The following is a 15,198-nucleotide window of genomic DNA, read 5'->3' on the forward strand; positions in this document are numbered from 1 at the left end:
ATACTTAGAAATGAAAAATAAAATAATACTAGATCATTGGTTAAATGAAGAATTAATTGGAATAAATTCTTTGCAAAAGAACAATGGTGAAATTATAATTTTGAATTGTTATAATGTTAATAATATAAATAATGTTTCATATTATTCATTTCCTCTTTGCGAAACAACTATAGAAAGTTTGGAAAAATTTAATCCTGATATTTGGACAACTTTCGAAGTTTTTTCAAATAGATTGGAAATTAATAATGAATATGTTGTTTTTGGAGGTGAAGGAGGAATGGGAAATGAAGGATTTATAGCTTGCACAGATAAGTCTAATGATTTTTTATGGGCTCTTTTTTTTACAGATTCGAATCCATTTTATAAAATCGAATTTAATAACAATGAAATTCATGCCTATTCGTCAAGTAATTTAAAATATAGAATTAATTTGATTAACCCTGAAATTATTGTAATTGAACAAAAAGACTGGGAATAACTGAGATAGTGGTAAGAGTTTATTAAAACCCCCGCTCTGCAAAGTGTACCTCACAAGTGCTGCGCAAATGTCTCTGACTTTGCGCCAACTTGCAAACGTCTAATTTCTAGACAAGAAAGAATCAAAATAATATTAAGAAATAAATATAAAAAGTCGGGAGACTTCTATGAACTTTAATAATTCAATAAGCATAAAAAAGCGCAAAGTCAGAGACATTTGCGCAGCTTTTCAGTTGAGCACTTCGGAAAGCTGGGGTGCTTTGATGAATTGCATTATTGCAATTTTACACACATCCAGGTTGCTTTAATGATCTCTTTATCTCCTACATAAGCAATTCCGGACTGCTTAATTATCTTTTCACTTAAACGAATATTTTGTATTACAAATTTAATATCATCTGTAAACTTTGCAGTTGCAAAAAATTCAGCATCTTCAATACTGACAAGTCCAAAAATTCCATTTGTAATTCCTAAAAGTTTAACTCCTGCACCGCCACATTGCGCCATTGATTCTATCAATATTGTTCCAGGTATATACTCAGACATAGGGACACTTCCTTTTAACCAAAGATCTCTTTCGTCAAATGTCTTAATACCAACAATGGTTTCATTTGAAAATGACACTATTTTATCTACAAATAAAAAAGGATTCCTATGCGGAATTAAACTTTCAATTTCTTTTAACATGTTGCTTTTTTTACGGTTTAATACTTTATTTTTTTCCTTCACTAAGATATCGTAAAACATTTCATTAGCTCTACTACAAATTATAACACAATTTAGAACGTTTTTGGTAGAGTAAAAGTATAGATTAACAAATTATTATGTAAAAAGCCCGACTATTGTAAACGGATAGCAGTAATAAAATAGGAATGCAAATCTATTTTAGGATTTAAGTGTAAGTATGTAACCTTTTTTCAGTACGAGACAACATCGATCGCACGAGTAAGACGCCTGCACCAGCGAAGAGATTTTTCTACGCCCTATTCTTATTTTTAAAATTTGAATAAGGACTATTCCGCTACAGCATCAGGCAGTTTCATTTTTTCTGATTTTCTCAATACCTCTATCTTTCATTAGCGCTGTGGCATCGAGCATTTTGATTAAATAAATATAAGGTGTTGTGAGATCAGAGTACGGATCTTGGGCATTGGGAGACGTTGAAAGCTCCAGGATCAGACACAGAAACGATTCAAATTCTTCAGGTGTTTTTTCATCAAATGTTTTTTGAAATACGATAAAAGGATCCTCGTATTCTTCCTTTGTCAGCGAAGAAAGAGGAAAAAGTGCTTCATCGTGCAAAGACTCCATAACTTGCCATTTTTTGCTTTTCTCCAGCAGGCAGTAACACAATTTGAGAAAATTGTTCATAGCCGTATAAAAAACAAAAGCATTCGAGGGATTGTTTGCTTCGTGAACCTCACTCTTATAACTGTAAACTACCACTTTGGTTAAATTTTGTTTGTAATAATCGAGATCTGCATAGGAAAAAAAAGCATCAATGGCTTTCATTGGATTTCCCGACACCTCCCCTGCCCAAGAGCTCGTTTCGAAGGATATTTTACTTGTTTTCATGCTAAGAAGATTTAAAATTCACCAACGAAGTTCTATGCTTTCAAAAAGATAATCTATTCGAATAGCGGATATTATACCTGAATAAAAATTGGTATAATATCTGACAAAACAGCTGTTTTATACGATATTTTTTTATCTTTGAAATTCAGAGATTTTTAACCCAAATGAGGTTATCTTTGAGCCTTTAGAAAATTGATATTCGTTATGGAACAGAAAATACATCAGGGAAGAAACTTAAAGCGTTTTAGAGAAATGCTTAATATCAAACAGGAAGCATTGGCTTATGATCTTGGTGAAGACTGGAACCAAAAGAAAATTTCGATGCTCGAGCAAAAAGATGTCATTGAAGATAAACTGCTAAAACAAATTTCAACTGTATTAAGAATTCCGGTGGAAGCTTTTCAGAATTTTGATGAAGAGCAGGCGATAAATATTATTTCTAATACTTTTCATGATACTCAAGGGTTGATAAATTACAGCCCAACTTTCAATAATGATCCAATTGACAAGATAATCCAACTTCACGAAGAAAAAATTGCGTTATATGAGCGTATGTTGAAAGAGAAAGATGAGATGATGGTCAGGCTTGAAAAATTGATTAACAAATAATTACAATAATTCATAAAATACAACTTTCAATTAAAAAAATAATCAAGAATATACTGATCTTTTTCCATCTCACTGTCAGCAACTACTTTATGAATAAAAGCTTTATTTTTCCTATCAGTCTTATCAATAATTTCTGCAAACAATTCAAGGTTTGAATATGATATATCGTCAAGATTTATTAATGTTTGCCTTATTTTTTCTAGCGAATTTTCTACTAAATAATCAAAATATTTACCCAGAAGCCCAACTATAATGTCAGAAGCTTGAATATAAAGATTATTCTTAGAATCGATGAAGCTATAATTATCTAGCTTTGTTCCATCTATCTCCATCATAAGTTCTTCGGTAAGAGGAGCTACTGTTTTTTCCATATCGAAAATATGTCTTGAATTCTTGAATAAATACATTGGTCTAGCATAAAAATGTACGAAATCTTCGATAAGCATATGATCCGTCTCGTCTGTCAAAAAAATGAGCCTACCTTTATCAGCGGAATCTAAAAGATAATCTTTCAGATTATTTAACTGGTGTAATAATTTTTCTTCTTTTGTAGATTCAATTAAAAAAATAAAATCTTTTACGAACTCAATTAAATCTGAGGCTTTGATATTTGGATATCCATATTTATAAAAAAGCTTTATAAACTCTGTTCTATCCAGTTCTATAATTTGATAGAGAGCATCTTTAATAATTCTGTTTGACATAATAAAATTTTGATCATCTCCGCTGTCTATAGAATCAACTATATCAACAATCGAAAAATACAAAAAATTTAAAGTTGAATAGTGGAGATATAAATCACTTTTTTGAATACCTTCTAAAAATAGTCTTAATTTCTTAGATGTTAAACACTCTAAAAAATTACCTTTAGCAATGTGTTTCAATTTTATTTCTTCAACATTAGAAGGAAGATTTAGTTTATTGAACAAATCCCCTAAATTAAATTTTGTTTTATCATAACATAACCCTCCAACGACGAAATTTTTCTTGACAGATTCATTAAAATTATGCTCTCGGACATAAAATTTTCGAATATTATTTGTTTCGTCATAATAAAATGTATAAGAATCATCTACTCCATACAATCCACCAAATTTTATTGTTTTTTCTCTAAGAGTCGTGAAATCCATTTCTATCAAGTTAAAAAAATTATAAACCAAGTTAAAAAAATAGTTATTCTTAGTATTTCAATAATTACCAAGCCAGCCTTTTAAATCATTGTAATCTTTTAATAGCATTTTGCCATGAAGGAGTTTCGCTTCTTCAACAGCATCTTTTGTAAAAAAACTAGTAGTAACGATAATACTTTTCTCTGGATTGCGAAAACTATGTACACCTGCTGCTTCCCTAATTATTCCTACATCAACTTTAAAATCAGGAGCATATCTTTTACATTCAACAAACAAAACCATATTTGTGAGCGCATTTTTCATCACCGCAATTATATCTTTACCACCATCTCTTGTTGCTTTCGTTAATTCAACATCCATTCCCATGTCCTCAAAAATACTTGCTATAAGTTCTTCAAATTTTCTTGGATGCAGTTCATAAAGTTTCTCGGGATGCTTCTTAAAGTATTTTTTTACTTCTTCATTAATATCAGTAATAATTAATTTTTCTGATTGAATTAAGCTTTGATCTTGCTCATAAATCTTATCTCGAAATTGATCTTTTACAACCAATTCTCCTATTTTTTTCCTTAACTTATTTTCTGCTGCTTGCTTCGTATCGAGCGAAGCTTCAACCTCCATAGCTCTGTATTCATCGCCTTCCTCATTGCTCAGTATTACATAAGCATAGTCTTTATCTATTTTATCCTTTAGTAGCAATGCGATCAGACTTGCATCTGTTTCGGAAAACCATGCAACCTCCTCTCCTAGCAGATTCCCTGAAGGATGCTTATAGACATTATATTTATAGAATTCTTCTTCTGAAATTTTTTGGATTGCCATATAAAGATTTTTTAAGCAATTTAAGTAAGAATTTTATAGATCCAGCAAGTAAAATTACGTGATTTAAAATATAAAAACATAATTGATCAGTTGCTGTCTAATTTATCTACCCCTGTGCTCCCGCAAGTGCTAACAAATGTCCCCCCGCTCCGCAAAGTATACCTCAGAAACGCTGCCAAATGTCTCTGACTTTATGCCAACTTGCAATATCTAGTTTAAAACATAAAAGTCATAAAGTCTCAGAGTTTAAAACTAATTATCTATAAAAAACCAGCGAACTAACTTCACTGGTTTTTTTAAAACTGATCCCCTACTCCCGCCAGCACAAGAAGCAGAATAATCAAGATAATATTCTAACATTTTAGGCACATTAAAACTTTTAAAAATAAGATAATTCATATATTAATTCTACTTTTATCTCTTATAAATCTTAAAATTTTATCATGAGAAAAAATTATCTTTATGTTATCCTATTTTTCTTTTTAACCTTTACTTCATTTGGGCAAAAAGTTACAATTACACCTACAGCTGTCGACAACCAAAACATAAACACGGGGCCAATTAACTTAGGCAACAAAACTGAGGCACGTGTTTCTTTAGGCGTTACGGTCGAAATGCCTGCAATACCGGGAAATAATGGAACAATTAGCATATACTCGCTTAACGGTTTAAATGCAAATGTAGTTACCGGAGGAAATGGTGGCGCATTATTTTTTGGAGAAGGAAAAATAGCGATTCGCAGTTTTGTTGTAACTCTAAACGCAGGTGATTTTAGTACTTCATCAGGATCTATTTATGCAGAATACAAAACTTTTTCAGGGATAACCTACAAGAGCGCTACTATTTCTGTCATTAAAAACGGGGTTCCTCCTCCAAATCCGCCATCTTCAGACTCAAATACAGAGATAGTTCCTTTTGGCGGTACACCATTACTCCCTAAATTCTCAGGTTATTACGATGTCGTTCATCAGGATTGGGTTGATATTGGCCGTAATGCCGTAAAACCAAATACCCCCTTTTATGATCCCGGATCATTATGGGAAAGAACTTTTTTTAATGATGGACGTGAAGTAGTTGGCAACCGAATTAATTTTCATGTAGTTGATTTTTTCACAAGACTTAACGATCCTAAAAAAATCGAAAATAGTATTGCAAAAAGTCAATATTTACAAAATGGAGAGAGTCCAAAAACACTAACGGGTAATCAAGGCATGGTAAGTTCGGGAGCTACTACAATCGCAATAAACAATTATCAGTGGCAAAGCAGAACAAAAGAGCCGCTGACATGGGGAAATGTTAAATTGTACTTTTATAACTATGGATGGAAAGATATTCCCGGAGCTACACAAATGAACTACACTCCTGCCAAATCTGATTTTACATTAGAATATAGACGACTGTTAATAGAAGACCCGACAAGTACATCCCTATACAGAAGGTCTGCCGCGAGTAATGTTATCGAGGTTGTGCCTTATGAAAATAGCTCGGCAAAAAACAGTATATGCTGTGATCAGACAATCAGCGGAAACACACCTCTAAACCAATTAACCGGGAACACCCTTTATAATGCGACTTTTCAATGGCTCTTTTCAAAAGATAATATAAACTGGGCGCCAATTTTAGGAGCAACCGGACAAAACTATACGCTTACATCATCCAATCCCGAAACCACATACTTTGAAGCTACTCATTATTATAAAAGAGTTTTGTATGATTTTGCAAATAACAAAAATTACATAAGCAATGTGGCGCAAATAAATTTCGAAGTCCGACCAAATAATGAAGCTGTTTTACTCTTTCCAAATCCTGCTACAACAATAATAACATTAAGGACTCCGGGACGTATGATAAATAATGGTATAGTTATAGTAGATAGTACAGGAAATACGGTGACACCAGCTGAAATAATGATTCGTAATTCAGGTATGTTCCATTTCGATATTTCAAATTTACGCCCTGGAATTTATTTCCTTGAAGTGCCGCTAAGTCTAAGTATATCAGCAGAAAGTAGAGTTGATATATATAAGACAAAATTTATCAAGCAGTAACACATTTAAAAGAAAGTCTTATGATTGCTTTTGGTCGGAAGAGAAATCTTCCGACCTTTTTTTATCTATTATTTTTACAAGATTTTCTCGTTGCTTTGCTAAGTGTACCCCACAAGCGCTACACAAATGTATTTGACTTTGCGCGCACTTGCAAATATGTAATCTAAAACGTAAAGTCATAAAAAAACCAGTGAATTTACTTCACTGGTTTTTTATTTATGATCGTCTATTTTAAGACGGCATATAGAACAAATTTATCTTGTAATGCCAAACATCATGACCAATTTATCATTAAGATAAAAGTTAAGAGTTTGATCGGCTACATCAAAACGTAAGTCTTTATTGTTTAGATAAGACAACATTTTTTGTTCTGTTTTGTTTCCTTCTTCACCAATACATGCCATAGCAGTAGCCGCTACCCTATCAAAAGAAATACGATCACCAGTAGTTGCATAAGTTCCGGAGAAGTTGTTACAGCCTGTACTTCCGCTCACTCTCTTTTCTGCAGGATTAAACTTAATAGAAGCCTTTCCGTAATCCTGTCCAACATTTTCAAGAGCGATTAGTTTCCAATTGTTTTTTGCAATAAAACTCCACAATTGATTTTGTGTTGGTATAGAAAATTCCATCACCACTTTGTTCTTCCCATTTCTAAACTGCACTTTGTTGTTTTTCTTTACAATTTTGAACTTTTTCTTTGTGATTGCAGCGCTAAAATCTTGCTCCAATTTCATCCCTTCACCTTCACAAGCCATTAAAGTTCCAAAAGGAGAATCGGTCTTAATTTGATTTTTGGCAGAAAGCTTTGTATACTTTACATTGAAGATATTACATCCGTTGTTACCGTTTATTGTACCAGTTTCGTCATTAATGGTAATAAATGCTTTCCCGTTAGTTATCTTTTTTCCGTTTAACTGGGTCAAGATCATTTTGGTATTATAAATTCCTTTTTCGACATTTACAGGAGTTTTCGAAACAATGCTTTTCAGTTTGTACTGGTATGCAGAAGCATCGGCAGGAATAGGCTCTTGCCTTTTTGTTCTTGTAACCAATATCTCGTATCGATTTCCTTTTTCAAAATTAAAACCTTCAATATGGTCGTAAAATAGCTGCCATTCTTTGTCCTTGTCATACTTTACCTGCAAACATTCCATAGGGCCAACACCCATACAGGACACTTTACTTTCTTTTACAAACATTTTTAAACTTTCCTGGCCATATGTAATTGTTGATAATAATACCGCTACAAAAACATAAATACATTTAAATCTTTTCATTATTTTAATTTTTTAGAATACCGATTAAGCATTCAGATTATTCAATGATTTCCTTTCAAGCACGAACTGTGCCACTTTAAAATATAGAATGTTTTTAACATTTTTTTATCATCCCTCCTGCTCTGTGAAGTGCTCAGCAAGCATCGAATCATTCTACTCAAATGTCTCCAGCTTTGCATTCTCCATTTAATTTAGCACGAGTATTGCTTTTACTAAGTTAAGAAAAAGAATTGAATACCAGAATCTCTTGCAAAACCGGTTTGATATAACTGGTATTTAGCTCTTCAACAGGATCTGATTTACTGAATACTTTTAACGATTTTTGGTCCTTAAACCGGGCTGCTTCTGCACGGGTAAATCCTTTTGCTATATCTGTAACGTTTTCCCCAAAAGAAATATCTATAAGTCCTGAAACCATACTGTGCTTTTTCAGCATTTCACTTTTAAAGTTTTGCTCCTGCTCCGATGATGCCTCCGATTTGAATTTGAATAACACCACATTTACCGCTTTTGGATTGTTCGATTTGCATTGGTTTTGCCCTGGCTCTGCGCAAATGGCTAAGCCTAAAAATAAATATTTCATCTTTAGTTCGCTTTTTCTGCCAAATCCCAGATGTAACCAAACGGATCCTGAATTCTTGCTTTTAAATCTCCCCAAAACTGCATTTCCGGTTCAGCAATAATTTTAGCCTCTTTATCTTTTCTAATTTCGGCAACCAATGTTTTTACATCGTCTACATACAAGTAAAAAACAAAAGGAGACACTTGTCCTGAAGTAATTGGAGCTACTGCCTGAAAATCCCAATGTTCTTTATTGAGTACAAAATTGTTTCCGCGATAACGAATTCTTGCAAACAATAGTTCTCCATTGTTTTGATCTTCCAACTCAGAAATGGAAACCATTTCCATTACTCCGGTATAAAAATCTATTGCTCTGGCTACGTCCGGTACGCTTAGAGTGGCTGTTAACCAGTTCAGTCCGGGATGTGGATGTGTACGATGTTCTACATTCTTAAACCAATTTAATCTATCTTTTTGCATGTCTTAATTATTTAGTACTGCAAAGATCGTAAGCAAAAAGATTCTATTTTTTGATGTAGGTCAAAATCGTCAGCGTTTGCGTATTCTGCTTAAAGTTTCCTGTGTTACACGCAAAAAAGAAGCAATATGCCCCAGATTAATACGCTGTACTAAACTAGGCTGTTGTTCCATAAGTGATTGATAACGCTCTGTGGCGCTTTCGGTATGCAACGAAGTAATTCTATCCTCTAGAATAACACACAGCTCTTCGGCTATTTTTCTGCCAATACGATTTAACTCCGGATACTGTTCGTATAAAATCTCTAAATCATCTACTGCAATGGCATATACTTCTGAATCTTCTAAAAATTGTATGTACTCTGGTGAAGGTTTATTGGCATACATAGGCATTATGGCCCCAAAAATTTGGTTTTCTTCTCCAAACCATACGTTTATTTCTTTTTCATTCCGATTAATATAAGCTCTGAAAACACCTTTCTTTACCACAAAATAACTTGTTAGTAGCTGTCCCTGCTTCAAAAAATGATCGTTTTTTTTCTTTATAAATATTTTGGTTTTTTGCTCAATAGCCGTTTCGGTGATTGAACTCAGCGTTCCATATTTCTTAAATTGTTGAATTAATGGATTTATACTGTTCATAGCTGTTGGGAAACGCGATTGCATAAGTTCTTAAATAAACACCCGCCGATTTGTATCATTTGATTTAAAATCAAATTTACTAAATTAAAATTTGCTTTAAAAAATACCAATAAATAAAACCTGTTATATTTCTGCCCTGTTCTGATTGCTTGTTTTTAAAACATACCTCAAGAAGCTTTAAATCGCATTCCGATACTAGAAACGATTTTGATCTACATCAAAAAAAACACACGAATTTCCAGAGATCTTTGCCTTATTAAATAATAAAACAAAAAACAATCATGGAAAAAACAGTAAAACAAGTAGATTTCAAAGAAAACCAACGTCCTCTCGACAAGGCTATTATATATGAAGGTTATGGTGCAGTACCTAATACAACCAAGTTTGTTCGTGAAAGTGCATCTGGTAAGTTGACAATTGTAGCCATCGGTGACCCTTCAGAATCTCTGGCAGCTGCCATTACACTGGCAGACGATGGTGCAGAATTAATCGAACTGTGTGGTGCTATTTCGCCTGTCTGGAGAGCAAAGGTTAGTGAAGCAATTGGAAGTCGAGCCAAAGTGAGTTCGGTTACTTTTGGGTTCGAATCGCTGGCTTTGGCAGCTGCTTTTAGTTTATCCTTTCACGATGGCCACCCACCTCGCGAAGCCTTCATTATTCTTGAGAGTGGTAGTGACCCAATACGAGACCGTTTCGAACAAGTATTTCATCCGCAACATACCACATTTATTCCGGTACCGGATGAAGCTATGGGAGCTAAGATTGCTGCAGAACTTGTAGAATCTGGTTTTGGGTTGATTGAACTTTACGGAGGATTCACTGCTTCTGGAGCAGCCAAAGTAATTGAAGCAGTCAACGGCCGTGCTCCAGTTGGAATAGGAAGCTTCACTTTAGAAGTAACAAATCAATAATCAATACTTGGTTTGAGAATATTCAAATCAATACGATAAAAAAAATCGGAACAAGAGTACTCCAGTTCCGATTTAGTTTCATCTTTTTCTTTGGCACTTTCGAGAAAAATTCGATCCGTTTCAAATAAAATTCCTATGCTATCGAATAACTTTTCTGTAACAGTAGCGGTCGCGTTTCAGTTGTGATATTGTCTATAAATCTCTAGCTCTCTACAGTGTTCTTTTCTAGAGCTGCGCAAATGTCTCCGACTTTGCGCTACCTACTCTGGTCTTCATGAAAGAACAAAACCCGCTATAAGTCTCTGACTTTTAATCAAAAATTTAATATTTACTCTGCTCTGCAAGGTGTACCTCACAGGTGCTGTGTAAAGATCATAATCTACTTACTCAATAATCGTTCTCTCAAGACTACTTCTTCCTGCTGTAGTACCAGTAGTTTTATGGTATATTGCTCTTGTATCAGTACGCTGTTTTTCTTCAGGACATCTTGGGCGGTTCTTTTTATAATAGGTAAAAGTTCCTTCTGCCAGGTATAGGTTTGTTGTTCTCTGGCGATTAAGGCATTAGCAATTTTCATCGCATTTTCCGCCGATTGGAACTTTTTCCTGCATTTCTCGAGTTGGTTCAGGACAAGCTGCTGTTTGTTTAGGTTGATGATGATCTCCTTTTCTAAATATCTAGTTATTTGTGCCTGCTCCTCCTTTATGGCTTCATCATCCGGGGCTTCATTATCCGGTTTCTTTAAAATAGTAAGCATCTCGCTCAATTTAAGCAGTGCGGTTGGTGGCAGACTTCGCCTTCCTGTCAGGAACAGCGCCCATTGAACGCGCTTTACCTCCAGCAACATTGCCATTTCTTCCTGTGGTATTCCTATCAACGCTCCAATATTCTCCTCTTTTTCCATCACTCCTGCTTTTGGTTGTTCCATAATTTATTTGATGAACAAATTTAATTTATTTTTGAATTTGTTTCAAAAGCTGTAACAAATTTTTATTTTTTACTTTTTTGTTACAACTTTTGAAACAAAATATTTTTTTTGTTCATTTTGTTACAGCAAAATAAAACCTCCTTCGCAGCCAAATATCATTTCTTATTTTGTAAACATTTAAATCGATAAAATAAAAAAACGGACCACGATTACTCCTGTTCCGTTTTAATTCAATCTAGTTCAACAAAGATTGGTGATTTACATTGTCGAAATTAGCTTGCGATTTGCTTTACCTATCCGCTATTGCTCCGGTTTCCCTTCGGTCGAAATGACAAACTGGAGAGCGTAAATTCTAGGCTATAGTATATTTCTTTTCTGTAACCGTACTGGTGGTTTCAGTGGTTACACTGTCTACAAATCTCAGCTCTCCGCAGTGTTCTTTTCTAAAGCTGCGCAAATGTCTCCGACTTTGCGCTACCTACTCAAGTCTTCATGAAAGAACAAAGACCTCTATAAGTCTCTGACTTTTAACTAAAAAATTAATATTTATTATAACGAACAAACGATTTATGGTCTAAAACATTTATTACTGGATTATCAGCTTTTTCAACTTTTAGCAGTCTTGAATCACATACATAATTACTTGCACTTGAATAAATATAATCTGATGCTTTAGCAACAATTCCGCCTCTTACTGGATTTAAATGTATATAATCTAATTTTGACCACATAAACTCATTACTATAAATTTCTTCTGCATGATTTCCATACTGCCAGAATTGGTATTCTTTATTTCTTGAATGACTGTGGGTTGCTAATTTAAAACGTCCTAACATCCATTCTCTTCTACTTTCAGGGATATTTTGAATCTTTTCAAGTATATTTTTCGCGGTAAATTTTTTAAAATCTCTTAATAAATCTGATAATTTTCCATGTTTAGATTGAATAATTAAATGTATATGATTGCTCATAATAACATAACCATATAAAATCATTCCTTTATTCTCAATGCAGTATTCTAAACTCTCAATGACTATATCTCTATAAACCTGACGTGTAAAAATATCTATCCAGTCCACAACTGTTGAAGTTATAAAATGTGGCAACGTTTGATCTCTTATTATGTATCCCTCTTTCATTTTTAAATCTTTTTTACAAAAATATAAGATTTAACTTATTTTTAAATACTTATTAACTGATAAAAAAGAGTCTGAGACTCTTGAAACGATTATGATTTATAACTACTAAGAAAATTGCGCAAAGTCAGAGACATTTGCGCAGCTTTTCATAAGAAACTCTGTCGAATAGAATTCCTAGGCTATAGTATATTTTTTTTCTGTAACCGTATTGGTGGTTTCAGTGGTTACACTGTCTACAAATCGCCATTCGGCTTCAGAACCGGATGCTGTAAATTTAAGATAGGTGTATCCACGTTTGTACAAATTGGCATACTCTAAGTCATCTATCAGAACTGTAAAGGCTTGTGCCAGTTCTATCGCTTTTGTAGGGTCTGAGGTAATTCCGAAATACGATTCTAATCCCGGTGACGAAACCGAACTACATGCTATTTCAGTCCCTATTCGTTTCCCTTGCATATCGGTAAGTTTACCCATCCATGCATTGTGCGTATCTCCGGCCAAAACCACTATATTTTTTCCGGAAAGCATCGCGTATAATTGTTCTCTTTCGGCAAAATAACCGTCCCAGGCATCCAGATTATAAGGTAAAGTTGTGGTAACTCTCGCAATTTCCTGAGCCGTTAATGAAGGATCTCCTTGTTTATGTCTCATTTTAATCACCACAAGTTGGGAGATTGTTGTAGTAAGCGCCTTCATAGTCGCCGGTGTTGCACTTCCTAATTTAGAGACTTCTCCTAAAATTTGGTTCAAAAGCATCAATAACTCAGCAGGAATCAGCATTTTAGTCATCAGGATTTGCTGGCCGAGTACTTTCCATTTAGCGGTATCTGCATTGATCTGCGATCCCAGCCATGCCATTTGTTCGGTTCCAATTAGTTTTCTGTTGGTACTTAACAGATCGGTTTTGAATTTAGTCTGGTCAAAATTTCCGCTATTATCGATATAATCACCATAACTTAGCTGCTTATCTCTGGCAATGACTCTGGTATCCATCATGTAAAGGGAAAGAATAGTCCCGAAATTGAAGCTTCTGTAAATTCTAAAATCTTTTCCTGTCTTAAGCGGAATATACTCACTATAAGCTTGGAAAGCAGCCATTTTTCTCACCTGAAAATCTCCTTCGGAAGGCTGATGGTTCTCGGCACCGGATTTATAGGTATCGTTGGCAAATTCATGGTCGTCCCAAACGCATATAAAAGGTTTTTTCTGATGCAGAAGCTGCAAGTTTTTATCTCCTCTATATTGTCTGTATCGTTCTCTGTAATCGCTAAGACTTGTAATCTCTCTGGCGGGTTTATGTTCTCTGCCCAGCGGGTTAGTAAACGGATTTGTCCCGTACTGTCCCGGCGCGTATTCGTAAATATAATCTCCCAAATGCACCACTACATCGGCCTCTGAAGAAGCAATTGCTCCGTACACATTGAAAAGTCCCGCCGGAAAATTAGAACAGGAAACAACAGCCATTTTCACGTCATTTACACTGTCTGTTTTAGAGGGTAATGTGCGAGTTTCTCCGGTAACTGTAACTTGTTTGGTTTTGGCATTATAAAATCTATAATAATATTTTGTATTCGATGGAATATTCTGAACATCTACCGCTATTGTAAAATCATTTGTAGAAGATGCTGCTGCCTGCCCTTTTCTGGTTATTTCAGTAAACGAGGCATTCTTACTTATTTCCCAATTAATTTCGGCATCGGAGCCTGCTGAATATCTTGTCCAGATAATCACTCCGGTTTCAGTAGGGTCAAAACTGGCTACTCCTGTTTCAAAACCTTCGTTTTTCATTCCATCCGGAGCACCATCATGGTCTGGTTTGTCATCGTTACTGCAGCTTTCAATAAGTGGGGCGATGAAAACTCCTCCGGCAACCAATAAAGAATTTCTAAGAAACTTTCTTCTGCCTAAATCCTTGTTCTTTTCCATAAAAAAATTTTTATGTCAAAAAAACAATTTAATCTTAAGGCCAAAGTTATGGCATATTTAAAATTACCTTACATTACTATTAAGAATTCATTTACTAAAATAAAGTAAGAAGTAACATTTAAAGTCAGGAGACTTTTATAAAATTTAATAACTCGTAAGTATAAAAAATACACAAAGTCGGAGACATTTGCGCAGCTTACAATTCAACACTTCGGAGATTCGAAAACTCAATTTGCCGCGAATACTAGCAATTATCAACCACTTTTACTCGTAAATTAATTTTTCTAAGTACTCGTCCATTTTACTTTTCCATTCTATATCTTGGTTTTCTTCCGAAATTTCAAACATTTTTAGAATCCCGTCGATCTCATTTTTTTTTCTTTTGAAATATTCAGTGGCAATTTCTATTTCGCTAAAGAATTCTGTATGAACCATTAATCCATAAATTCCAAATGTAATAGCAAATGGAATACTTCCGGCATTGGCTTCAATCGTTATTCTAGAACCATTTATATGCTCCTGATCATTTAAAATCTTACCTCTTTCAGAACCTTTCTTTCCAATTGAATTTCCGTTGTTGTATCTGACCCAATTTTCGGTTAATTCAATTTCGACATTTACAAATACTTCCGATGTTGATTTTCTAAATATTCTTTTGATAAATTCTTTCACTTTA

The 15,198-nt window shown here is 34.2% G+C and carries 16 protein-coding genes; 4 read left to right on the plus strand and 12 right to left on the minus strand.

All coding sequences use genetic code 11. The features are described 5' to 3' along the window. Positions 1 to 10 precede the first annotated feature (10 nt). Complete coding sequence (locus M4I44_RS15725) at positions 11 to 478, plus strand: hypothetical protein (RefSeq protein ID WP_249965296.1); 468 nt, start codon at positions 11 to 13, stop codon at positions 476 to 478. Between the two features lie 272 nt (positions 479 to 750). Here the strand turns inward: M4I44_RS15725 and M4I44_RS15730 are convergent, their stop codons facing one another. Continuing rightward, complete coding sequence (locus tag M4I44_RS15730; protein ID WP_070908121.1) at positions 751 to 1,164, minus strand: 3-hydroxyacyl-ACP dehydratase FabZ family protein; 414 nt, start codon at positions 1,162 to 1,164, stop codon at positions 751 to 753. A gap of 342 nt (positions 1,165 to 1,506) precedes the next feature. Further along, complete coding sequence (locus M4I44_RS15735; protein ID WP_249965297.1) at positions 1,507 to 2,052, minus strand: hypothetical protein; 546 nt, start codon at positions 2,050 to 2,052, stop codon at positions 1,507 to 1,509. A 204-nt stretch (positions 2,053 to 2,256) separates the two neighbouring features. On the opposite strand from M4I44_RS15735, the gene M4I44_RS15740 reads away from it, so the two are divergent. Then, positions 2,257 to 2,661 (plus strand): helix-turn-helix transcriptional regulator, encoded by a 405-nt coding sequence (locus tag M4I44_RS15740; RefSeq protein ID WP_249965298.1) that lies wholly within the window; start codon positions 2,257 to 2,259, stop codon positions 2,659 to 2,661. Between the two features lie 26 nt (positions 2,662 to 2,687). On the opposite strand, the gene M4I44_RS15745 is transcribed toward M4I44_RS15740, so the two are convergent. Then, the gene (locus M4I44_RS15745) at positions 2,688 to 3,791 is read right to left on the minus strand and encodes a DUF3800 domain-containing protein (protein ID WP_249965299.1); all 1,104 of its coding nucleotides are present in this window, start codon (positions 3,789 to 3,791) and stop codon (positions 2,688 to 2,690) included. A 57-nt stretch (positions 3,792 to 3,848) separates the two neighbouring features. Further along, positions 3,849 to 4,613, minus strand: a complete 765-nt coding sequence (locus M4I44_RS15750) for a restriction endonuclease (protein WP_249965300.1) — start codon at positions 4,611 to 4,613, stop codon at positions 3,849 to 3,851. 443 nt (positions 4,614 to 5,056) lie between these two features. Between M4I44_RS15750 and M4I44_RS15755 the strand changes: the two genes are divergently transcribed. Continuing rightward, positions 5,057 to 6,661: a T9SS type A sorting domain-containing protein gene (locus tag M4I44_RS15755; RefSeq protein ID WP_249965301.1), complete on the plus strand. Its 1,605-nt coding sequence runs from the start codon at positions 5,057 to 5,059 to the stop codon at positions 6,659 to 6,661. 254 nt (positions 6,662 to 6,915) lie between these two features. On the opposite strand, the gene M4I44_RS15760 is transcribed toward M4I44_RS15755, so the two are convergent. From M4I44_RS15760 to M4I44_RS15775, 4 genes are all read right to left on the minus strand, one after another. Further along, the gene (locus M4I44_RS15760; RefSeq protein WP_249965302.1) at positions 6,916 to 7,938 is read right to left on the minus strand and encodes an META domain-containing protein; all 1,023 of its coding nucleotides are present in this window, start codon (positions 7,936 to 7,938) and stop codon (positions 6,916 to 6,918) included. A 217-nt stretch (positions 7,939 to 8,155) separates the two neighbouring features. Continuing rightward, on the minus strand, positions 8,156 to 8,521 hold the full coding sequence (locus M4I44_RS15765) for a Dabb family protein (protein WP_249965303.1): 366 nt from the start codon (positions 8,519 to 8,521) through the stop codon (positions 8,156 to 8,158). A 2-nt stretch (positions 8,522 to 8,523) separates the two neighbouring features. Then, on the minus strand, positions 8,524 to 8,979 hold the full coding sequence (locus M4I44_RS15770) for a VOC family protein (RefSeq protein ID WP_249965304.1): 456 nt from the start codon (positions 8,977 to 8,979) through the stop codon (positions 8,524 to 8,526). A gap of 69 nt (positions 8,980 to 9,048) precedes the next feature. Continuing rightward, on the minus strand, positions 9,049 to 9,618 hold the full coding sequence (locus M4I44_RS15775) for a Crp/Fnr family transcriptional regulator (RefSeq protein ID WP_249965305.1): 570 nt from the start codon (positions 9,616 to 9,618) through the stop codon (positions 9,049 to 9,051). Between the two features lie 281 nt (positions 9,619 to 9,899). On the opposite strand from M4I44_RS15775, the gene M4I44_RS15780 reads away from it, so the two are divergent. Further along, positions 9,900 to 10,529 (plus strand): DUF6506 family protein, encoded by a 630-nt coding sequence (locus tag M4I44_RS15780; RefSeq protein WP_017497208.1) that lies wholly within the window; start codon positions 9,900 to 9,902, stop codon positions 10,527 to 10,529. Between the two features lie 379 nt (positions 10,530 to 10,908). Here M4I44_RS15780 and M4I44_RS15785 read toward each other — a convergent pair whose 3' ends face one another. The 4 genes from M4I44_RS15785 to M4I44_RS15800 all read right to left on the minus strand — a co-directional run bounded on the left by M4I44_RS15785 (position 10,909) and on the right by M4I44_RS15800 (position 15,194). Further along, entirely contained in the window at positions 10,909 to 11,457 is a 549-nt protein-coding gene (locus M4I44_RS15785) for a hypothetical protein (protein ID WP_249965306.1), read from the minus strand. A 539-nt stretch (positions 11,458 to 11,996) separates the two neighbouring features. Further along, entirely contained in the window at positions 11,997 to 12,596 is a 600-nt protein-coding gene (locus tag M4I44_RS15790) for a transposase (protein WP_249965307.1), read from the minus strand. A gap of 174 nt (positions 12,597 to 12,770) precedes the next feature. Further along, the gene (locus tag M4I44_RS15795; RefSeq protein WP_249965308.1) at positions 12,771 to 14,522 is read right to left on the minus strand and encodes an alkaline phosphatase; all 1,752 of its coding nucleotides are present in this window, start codon (positions 14,520 to 14,522) and stop codon (positions 12,771 to 12,773) included. A 264-nt stretch (positions 14,523 to 14,786) separates the two neighbouring features. Next, positions 14,787 to 15,194 carry a hypothetical protein gene (locus tag M4I44_RS15800; RefSeq protein WP_249965309.1) on the minus strand — a complete coding sequence of 136 codons (408 nt, stop codon included), beginning with the start codon at positions 15,192 to 15,194 and terminating at the stop codon, positions 14,787 to 14,789. Positions 15,195 to 15,198: the final 4 nt, after the last annotated feature.

The organism is Flavobacterium sp. B183 (assembly GCF_023539155.1).
Taxonomy (GTDB): domain Bacteria; phylum Bacteroidota; class Bacteroidia; order Flavobacteriales; family Flavobacteriaceae; genus Flavobacterium; species Flavobacterium tructae.

Coding starts and splice junctions, on each gene's coding strand:
- M4I44_RS15725 (WP_249965296.1), top strand. CDS start 11: ATGAAAAATAAAATAATACTAGATCATTGGTTAAATGAAGAATTAATT.
- M4I44_RS15730 (WP_070908121.1), bottom strand. CDS start 1,164: ATGTTAAAAGAAATTGAAAGTTTAATTCCGCATAGGAATCCTTTTTTA.
- M4I44_RS15735 (WP_249965297.1), bottom strand. CDS start 2,052: ATGAAAACAAGTAAAATATCCTTCGAAACGAGCTCTTGGGCAGGGGAG.
- M4I44_RS15740 (WP_249965298.1), top strand. CDS start 2,257: ATGGAACAGAAAATACATCAGGGAAGAAACTTAAAGCGTTTTAGAGAA.
- M4I44_RS15745 (WP_249965299.1), bottom strand. CDS start 3,791: ATGGATTTCACGACTCTTAGAGAAAAAACAATAAAATTTGGTGGATTG.
- M4I44_RS15750 (WP_249965300.1), bottom strand. CDS start 4,613: ATGGCAATCCAAAAAATTTCAGAAGAAGAATTCTATAAATATAATGTC.
- M4I44_RS15755 (WP_249965301.1), top strand. CDS start 5,057: ATGAGAAAAAATTATCTTTATGTTATCCTATTTTTCTTTTTAACCTTT.
- M4I44_RS15760 (WP_249965302.1), bottom strand. CDS start 7,938: ATGAAAAGATTTAAATGTATTTATGTTTTTGTAGCGGTATTATTATCA.
- M4I44_RS15765 (WP_249965303.1), bottom strand. CDS start 8,521: ATGAAATATTTATTTTTAGGCTTAGCCATTTGCGCAGAGCCAGGGCAA.
- M4I44_RS15770 (WP_249965304.1), bottom strand. CDS start 8,979: ATGCAAAAAGATAGATTAAATTGGTTTAAGAATGTAGAACATCGTACA.
- M4I44_RS15775 (WP_249965305.1), bottom strand. CDS start 9,618: ATGAACAGTATAAATCCATTAATTCAACAATTTAAGAAATATGGAACG.
- M4I44_RS15780 (WP_017497208.1), top strand. CDS start 9,900: ATGGAAAAAACAGTAAAACAAGTAGATTTCAAAGAAAACCAACGTCCT.
- M4I44_RS15785 (WP_249965306.1), bottom strand. CDS start 11,457: ATGGAACAACCAAAAGCAGGAGTGATGGAAAAAGAGGAGAATATTGGA.
- M4I44_RS15790 (WP_249965307.1), bottom strand. CDS start 12,596: ATGAAAGAGGGATACATAATAAGAGATCAAACGTTGCCACATTTTATA.
- M4I44_RS15795 (WP_249965308.1), bottom strand. CDS start 14,522: ATGGAAAAGAACAAGGATTTAGGCAGAAGAAAGTTTCTTAGAAATTCT.